The sequence below is a fragment of the Maritimibacter sp. 55A14 genome, assembly GCF_003122205.1.
Taxonomy (GTDB): Bacteria; Pseudomonadota; Alphaproteobacteria; order Rhodobacterales; family Rhodobacteraceae; genus QEYE01.
In genome coordinates, this window is the sequence record NZ_QEYE01000044.1 from 1 (window position 1) to 7,329 (window position 7,329).

The 7,329-nt window shown below is 64.0% G+C and carries 6 protein-coding genes and 1 pseudogene; 2 read left to right on the forward strand and 5 right to left on the reverse strand.

The window, feature by feature from the left end:
* From DDZ14_RS18860 to DDZ14_RS18870, 3 genes are all read right to left on the reverse strand, one after another.
* The coding region (locus DDZ14_RS18860) for an IS1595 family transposase (protein WP_109426525.1) at window positions 1-721 on the reverse strand (721 nt) is incomplete at its 3' end.
* A 264-nt stretch (window positions 722-985) separates the two neighbouring features.
* Window positions 986-2,278: a crotonyl-CoA carboxylase/reductase gene (gene ccrA, locus DDZ14_RS18865; protein ID WP_109426526.1), complete on the reverse strand. Its 1,293-nt coding sequence runs from the start codon at window positions 2,276-2,278 to the stop codon at window positions 986-988.
* Window positions 2,279-2,413: 135 nt separating this feature from the next.
* Window positions 2,414-3,847, reverse strand: coding sequence for a 1-acyl-sn-glycerol-3-phosphate acyltransferase (locus DDZ14_RS18870; protein WP_109426527.1), 1,434 nt, complete (start codon window positions 3,845-3,847; stop codon window positions 2,414-2,416).
* A 152-nt stretch (window positions 3,848-3,999) separates the two neighbouring features.
* Between DDZ14_RS18870 and DDZ14_RS18875 the strand changes: the two genes are divergently transcribed.
* Window positions 4,000-4,623, forward strand: coding sequence for a hypothetical protein (locus DDZ14_RS18875; protein ID WP_109426528.1), 624 nt, complete (start codon window positions 4,000-4,002; stop codon window positions 4,621-4,623).
* A 127-nt stretch (window positions 4,624-4,750) separates the two neighbouring features.
* Window positions 4,751-6,721: a protein meaA gene (locus DDZ14_RS18880; RefSeq protein ID WP_109426529.1), complete on the forward strand. Its 1,971-nt coding sequence runs from the start codon at window positions 4,751-4,753 to the stop codon at window positions 6,719-6,721.
* A gap of 55 nt (window positions 6,722-6,776) precedes the next feature.
* On the opposite strand, the gene DDZ14_RS18885 is transcribed toward DDZ14_RS18880, so the two are convergent.
* Together DDZ14_RS18885 and DDZ14_RS18890 are read right to left on the reverse strand one after the other, a co-directional pair.
* Entirely contained in the window at window positions 6,777-7,133 is a 357-nt protein-coding gene (locus DDZ14_RS18885) for a DUF4168 domain-containing protein (RefSeq protein ID WP_158275573.1), read from the reverse strand.
* An 83-nt stretch (window positions 7,134-7,216) separates the two neighbouring features.
* Window positions 7,217-7,329: pseudogene (locus DDZ14_RS18890) on the reverse strand (IS5/IS1182 family transposase); the annotation flags it as partial.

A 7,329-nucleotide genomic window follows, 5' to 3' on the forward strand; every position in this document is an offset into this window, starting at 1 on the left:
TGCAGGATCCCGACAATCTGTTCTTCGGTGAAACGTGATTTGCGCATCGTCTGTTCTCCTCGTCATTTTGAACGTTACGAGAACAAACTCTCATTTTGAATGGCCCGGTTTTTTGGGGGCAGGTCAGGACTTCTGTCGCCTCTTTCACGTTTGCGACTAGCGGCGGCATCAGATGTTGCGCTTTCTGGCTTTCCACGACCTTGAGAACCACGTCACCGCCGCGCTCAAGCATACCCATAATGACGGCCTTCTCCTTGCGCCAATGGCCACCAGCGCCAAGCGCAGCGCCGCCATAGTACGTTTCGTCAACCTCAACGATTTCACCACGTCCACCGATAGGCTCATCACCGTCGATAGCGGCCATGTGCTCACGGATTTTCGCAGCCATGCGCCAAGCGGTCTTGTACGTGACGCCAAGCTGGCGCTGCAATTCCTTGCCGCTCACGCCATGACGGGACGTGGTGAACAGGAAGATTGCATAGAACCAGAGTTGCAGCGGAGTTCGGGACTTCTCGAAGATCGTTCCGACCATCGGGTGAATGTGATGGCCGCACCACTGGCAGGAAAAGGCCTGCTCGGATTGCAGTCGATACCACTTCGCGGCGCGTTCGCATTTGGGGCAGACATGGCCCTGACCGAACCGCACGTTGAACAGGTGTTCAAGGCAGGTTTCGTCGTCCGGAAACTGCTTGAAGAACTGGCGAACGTTGGTCGGTTTCATTGGCTATCCCTTCTGTTGAGATACAGATGGGAAGCCGCCTACCGTATGTCAAGGGGATACACCCCAAAACTGGTTAATACAACCACAGCCTGATTCATTGTCCGGACGAATTTCACAAGTTTCAACTCCCCGGAAATGGTGGGGGCGCGAGTCATAAAGCGTTGGAATTCCAGTTCACAATACATTTCTTGACAAGAAAATAACACGCGCCCGCCATTTCCGCGGGCGCGTGCCGGTTGTTCTTCTCGAATGTACCGCCCTGAATCAGGTGGCGCCGCTCGCCTCTAGCGTGTCCTCGAAGGTGCGCAGCCCGGTGCGCGGCGTCTGCACGAGCACCGCCATGTTGCCCGGCTTGTGCTCATTACGCAGCATCTTCATATGCGCCGCGGGTATCTCGGCCCAGGGGAACACCTCGGACATGCAGGGGTCGAGCCGCCGCTCCAACATGAGCTGGTTGGCCTGGCTCGCCTGCTTGAGATTGGCGAAATGGCTGCCCTGCACCCGCTTCTGGTGCATCCAGAGGTAGCGCGCATCCATGGTCAGGTTATAGCCCGTGGTTCCGGCGCAGATCACCACCATGCCGCCGCGCTTGACCACGAAGACCGAGACCGGGAAGGTCGCCTGACCGGGATGCTCGAACACCATGTCGACATTCACGCCCTTGCCGGTGATGTCCCAGATCGCCTTGCCGAACTTCCGCACCTCGCCGAACCATTGCTTGTATTCGGGCGTGTTGACCTTGGGCATTTCGCCCCAGCAGTTGAAATTCTTGCGGTTGATGACACCTTTTGCTCCGCAATCCAGCACGAACTGGCGTTTGCTTTCGTCCGAGATCACGCCGATGGCGTTGGCGCCTGCGGTGTTGATGAGTTGGATCGCGAAGGAGCCCAGCCCGCCCGAGGCGCCCCAGACCAGCACGTTCTGCCCCGGCCGCAGCACATGCGGGCGGTGACCGAAGAGCATCCGGTAGGCGGTGGCCAGCGTCAGCGTGTAGCAGGCGGATTCCTCCCAAGTCAGATGCGCAGGCCGCGCCATGAGTTGCTGGGCCTGCACGCAGGCGAACTGCGCGAAGGAGCCGTCTGGCGTTTCGTAGCCCCAGATGCGCTGGCTGGGCGAGAACATCGGATCGCCGCCATTGCATTCCTCGTCGTCGCCATCGTCCTGGTTGCAATGGATCACGACCTCGTCGCCGACCTTCCAGCGCTTGACCTTGTCGCCCACCGCCCAGACGATGCCCGCGGCATCGGACCCGGCGATATGATACTCGGCCCCGTGAACATCGAAGGGGCTGATCGGCGTGCCGAGCCCGGCCCAGACGCCGTTGTAGTTCACGCCCGCAGCCATCACCATCACCAGCACCTCCTGACTGTCGGGGCGCGGCACGTCCACGACTTCGAGCTGCATGGACTTGTCCGGATCTCCGTGGCGTTCGCGACGGATCGCCCAGGCATGCATCTTCTCCGGCACGAAGCCCAGCGGCGGGATCTCTCCGACCCCGTAGAGGTCCTTCTCGGGCGCGTCGTATTCGACGATCTCGTTTCGGGTATCCAGGGCCATTGTCGGTCCTCCTGCTTCCTCTCCGCTATGCCGCAGCGCAGAATCGAGATGCCGCGGCCTTGCCCCCTAAATCTCACCTTCACCGCAACATCGCAAGAGCAATAATGCCATAAAATGGCACGGCCGGACGTAATTTTATGTCTCAGTTGTTTTTTGATCCCCGGTTTTACTGAGGTTTCCGACCGGTGGCGCTCCGGCATCCGGCATGAGATGGGCGATGGAATTGGCGTAGTAGGCCAGCATGGCAGCCTCTTTCGCATTTGCAGAAAACCGCCCGTCAAGTTCGGTCACGAGATGGCGCAGGCCCATCAGCTTCAACCCGGCGGTCACCGCCTCGGCCTCGGCGCCGTGGTCGATCTGCACTTCCGCTCCGGCGGCGCGCATCCGGGTCAGAAGCTCATGCGCGCGGGCGGTGATCTCCTCCTGAACCAGCGGCGCGTCGGCGCGCGTCAGGATTGCCGCGACGAGCGGAACCGGCAGGACCGGCATCACCACCCCGATCCGGTGCATCAGTTCCGCGCCCAGCCGGGCCACCGCGGCGTCGCCGGTGCCCTCGCGGCCCGCGTAGTCCGACAGCGCCAGCGGCTGGCCGAAGCCGACCGAGGCACGGCCGCGGTGGAACCTGTGGGTCATCCTCAGCCGCGACTGGTGCAGGATGAAGCGCAGGAAGCGGCGCATCCGGAAATGGAACCGCCGCCTGCCGCTGGCCGCTGTTTCCGAAAGCACCCGGTCCTCCAGCACGCGGTCGTAGTTGAGCGCGACGGGCACGAAGACCACGTCGCGCGACTGGCCCGGCCGGTAGCCCGCCACGATGTAGCTCAAAAGCCCCAGCTTGGGCGGACGCAGGCGCCCGTCCAGCGTCAGCCCGCCCTCGGGAAAGACCGCCTGCGTTACGCCGCCCTCGGTCGCCATCTGCACGTAGCGCGCCAGAACCCGGCGATAGAGCCCATGATTGCCCCGGCGCCGGATGAAATAGGCGCCCATCGCGCGGATCAGCCCCTGCAAGGGCCAGACCCGCGCCCATTCCCCCACCGCGTAGGACAATGCGGAGCGGTCGGCGACCAGATGCGTGACCACGACGTAATCCATGTTGGAGCGGTGGTTCATGACGAAGATGACGGTCGCCTCAGGGTCGATGCCCGCCAGCGCCGCGTCGTCATACGCCCCCAGCCGCACGTCATAGACCAGATGCGACAGCCATTTCGCCATGCGCGTGGCGAAGCTGAAATATGCGAAGGCGGAAAAGGCCGGCACGATCTCGCGCGCGTACTGTTCCGCCCGCTGCATCGCCATGTAGAGCGGGATGCGCTCGGCCTCGGAATAGGCGACGACGGCCTCCATCACCTGCGGGTCGTGGGTCAGCCGGTCGATCATGTCGCGCCGTCGCATCAGCTTGAAGGGCTGGATCTTGAGCTGGAGTCGCGCATTGAGCCGGTCGATCGCGTTGAGGAAGCGCCGCCGCAGGTACCAGCGCACCGAGGGCACGAGGATCCGGTCAAGCACGGCGACGCCCGCGAGCGCCCCGCCGATCACCACGGCCCAGACCGGTATTTCCATTACCGCCAGCATCGGCGCAGCGTTGCAGCTTTCCCCGTGCAGGTCAAAGCCCGGCGGATTCGTGCCAATTGCCTCCCCGCCGGGTCCGAATCCGAATTGTGACTGGCGCGAAACACTCCGGTGCGCGACGATTTCCACATTCGCTTCTTACGGGAGGAAAAACCATGAAATCACGCATTATCGTGGCCGCCGCGCTCGTTGCCATGGGCTCGGCCGCTGCCGCGCAGGACGGCGGCATGAGCTTCTTCGTCACCAGCGAGAACCCCGGACAGGGCGGCGATTTCGGCGGCATCGCCGGGGCCGACGCGCATTGCGCAGCGCTGGCTGAGGCCACTGGCGTGACCGGGCGCGACTGGGCTGCCTACCTGTCCACAAGCACCGAGAACGCCCGCGATAGAATCGGCACCGGTCCGTGGATGAACGCAAACGGCGAGGTGATTGCCGAGGACGTGGAAATGCTGCATGGCAGCAACAACATCTCCAAGGAAACCGCGCTCAACGAGCGGGGCGAGATGGTCAACGGCCGGGGCGACTCTCCAAACCGCCACGACATTCTGACCGGCTCGCTGCCTGACGGCACGGTGGCCGAGGGCATGACCTGCGAGGACTGGACCTCCGGCGGTCCCGATACCGCTGGAATGGTTGGACATCACGACCGCAAGGGGTTGAACGAATCGCCACCCATGAAGTCCTGGAACTCCTCGCATCCCTCGCGCGGGGGTTGCGGGCTGGAGGCCCTGCGCGGCACCGGCGGCGATGGGCTGCTCTACTGCTTCGCCACGGACTGAGCGCTACAGGCCCGACCGGGGACCTCATCCCCCCCCGGTCGGGCATTTTGCAGTGCAGCATCTGGACCCGAAAGAATCTTTCGGTTAAGTATTCGCGGACAGAATTTTGTTGCCATCGGTGAGGCTCATGTCCGATCAACCCGTCCGCGACCGCCCCTGGCTCTTCCGCACCTATGCGGGCCATTCGACCGCGCGCGCCTCCAACGCGCTCTACCGCGACAACCTGGCGCGCGGGCAGACCGGGCTTTCGGTGGCCTTCGACCTGCCCACCCAGACGGGCTATGACAGCGACCACGAACTTGCCCGCGGCGAGGTCGGCAAGGTCGGCGTGCCCATCGCCCATCTGGGCGACATGCGGATGCTCTTCGACGACATCCCGCTCGACCGGATGAACACCTCGATGACGATCAACGCGACGGCACCCTGGCTGCTGGCGCTATACATTGCGGTGGCCGAGGAACAGGGCGCCGACATCTCGAAACTGCAAGGCACCGTGCAGAACGACATCATCAAGGAATACCTGTCGCGCGGCACCTATATCTGCCCGCCGCAACCCAGCCTGCGGATGATCACGGATGTCGCCGCCTATACGCGCGAGCATCTGCCGAAATGGAACCCCATGAATGTCTGTTCCTATCACTTGCAGGAAGCGGGTGCGACGCCCGAACAGGAACTGGCCTTCGCGCTGGCCACCGCAACGGCGGTGCTGGACGATTTGAAGGGCAAGGTCGCCGAGGCGGACTTCCCGGCGATGGTCGGGCGCATCAGCTTCTTCGTCAATGCGGGCATCCGTTTTGTCACCGAGATGTGCAAGATGCGCGCCTTCGTGGAATTGTGGGACGAAATATGCCGCGACCGCTACGGCGTCGAGGATCCGAAATTCCGCCGCTTCCGCTATGGTGTGCAGGTTAACAGCCTGGGCCTGACCGAGCAGCAGCCGGAAAACAACGTCTACCGCATCCTGATCGAGATGCTGGCCGTCACACTCAGCAAGAACGCCCGCGCCCGCGCGGTGCAACTGCCGGCCTGGAATGAGGCTCTGGGCCTGCCGCGCCCCTGGGACCAGCAATGGTCGCTCAGGATGCAGCAGATCCTGGCCTATGAGACCGACCTGCTGGAGTATGGTGACCTCTTCGACGGCAATCCGGTTGTCACCGCGAAAGTCGAGGCGCTGAAGGACGGCGCACGCGCCGAGCTTGCGCAGATCGACGGTATGGGCGGCGCGGTGGCGGCAATCGAATACATGAAATCGCGCCTGGTGGAGAGCAATGCCGAGCGCATCTCCGGGATCGAGGACGGCCAGACCACGGTGGTCGGCGTGAACCGCTGGACCGAGGGCGAGCCGAGCCCGCTCACCTCCGGCCCGGAGGCGATCATGGTGGCCGACCCGCAGGCCGAATCCGATCAGATCGCGCGGCTTCAGGCGTGGCGCGAGCGCCGGGACGAGGCCGCCGTGGAGGACGCGCTGGGGGCGCTGCGTGCAGCGGCCAAATCGGGCGAAAACATCATGCCCGCCTCGATCGCGGCGGCCAGGGCGGGGGCCACGACCGGCGAATGGGGCGACATGGTGCGCGCGGCGTTTGGGCAGTACCGGGCGCCCACCGGCGTCAGCCCGCAGCCCTCGAACCGGACCGAGGGGCTGGACGACATCCGCACCCGCGTTCAGGCGGTCAGCGATGCGCTGGGCCGGCGGCTGAAATTTCTCGTCGGAAAACCCGGCCTCGACGGCCATTCCAACGGCGCCGAGCAGATCGCGGCGCGCGCCCGAGACTGCGGCATGGACATCCATTACGAAGGCATCCGCCTGACGCCGGAAGAGATCGTGGCGGCCGCGCGGGAGCAGGAGGCCCATGTGGTGGGACTCTCGATCCTCTCGGGCAGCCATGTGCCGCTGGTCGAGGAGCTGATGGACCGGATGCGGGCAGCCGGGCTGGGACGCGTTCCGGTCGTGGTGGGCGGCATCATCCCGGAGGACGACGCGGCGCGGCTGCGCGGCATGGGCGTCGCCAAGGTCTACACGCCCAAGGATTTCGAACTGAACCGGATCATGTTCGACATCGTCGCGCTGGCCGATCCCGCACCTGTCGCAGCGGAATAGCCCCTGCCCCACCCGGCGGCGAGCCGGACGGGGCGGTGGCACTTGGCATGGCCGGCTATTCAGCCTGCTGGCGCTCGAGTTCTTCCACCAGCCGTGCGCTCAGCTCCGCGTCGGTCTGGGCGGCTTCGGCAATCTGCACGTATTGCTCGACGCTCATGCCCGGCGTCTCGGCAACCCGCGCCATGATCGCTTCATTGGCCTCCTGCATGATCTCCTCACGTTGCGCGTCGTCGGAAACGCCAGCCAGATCCTGCTTGTAGTGTTCCTGGATTTCCGCCACGGCCATCGCCGTGCTCACGAAGGCCCTCACCTGCTTGTCCGTCAGGTCCTCGGCGCTCTGCGCTACCGCCGGGGCGCCAAGCGCCAGAAAGCCGGCAAATGCCGCTGCGATGAGTTTCGGGCTTGTCTGCATCTTATGTCGTCCTTTCGAGGCATTGCCGCATTGCCCATGCGACGGATCGGGAATCGGAAGTCCCCCGCACCTAGGGTCAGGACTCATAGCCAATAGATGACGGTTGCGGCGAGTGCGATGGCGGAGAGGAATACCTTCGGGCATCGGTCATATCGGGTTGCGACCCGTCGCCAGTCTTTGAGCCTACCGAACATGA

What these genes read in the sequence shown, in the direction of transcription:
- ccrA (WP_109426526.1), bottom strand. Translation starts at nt 2,278, where the DNA reads ATGGCCCTGGATACCCGAAACGAGATCGTCGAATACGACGCGCCCGAG.
- DDZ14_RS18885 (WP_158275573.1), bottom strand. Translation starts at nt 7,133, where the DNA reads ATGCAGACAAGCCCGAAACTCATCGCAGCGGCATTTGCCGGCTTTCTG.
- DDZ14_RS18870 (WP_109426527.1), bottom strand. Translation starts at nt 3,847, where the DNA reads ATGCTGGCGGTAATGGAAATACCGGTCTGGGCCGTGGTGATCGGCGGG.
- DDZ14_RS18880 (WP_109426529.1), top strand. Translation starts at nt 4,751, where the DNA reads ATGTCCGATCAACCCGTCCGCGACCGCCCCTGGCTCTTCCGCACCTAT.
- DDZ14_RS18875 (WP_109426528.1), top strand. Translation starts at nt 4,000, where the DNA reads ATGAAATCACGCATTATCGTGGCCGCCGCGCTCGTTGCCATGGGCTCG.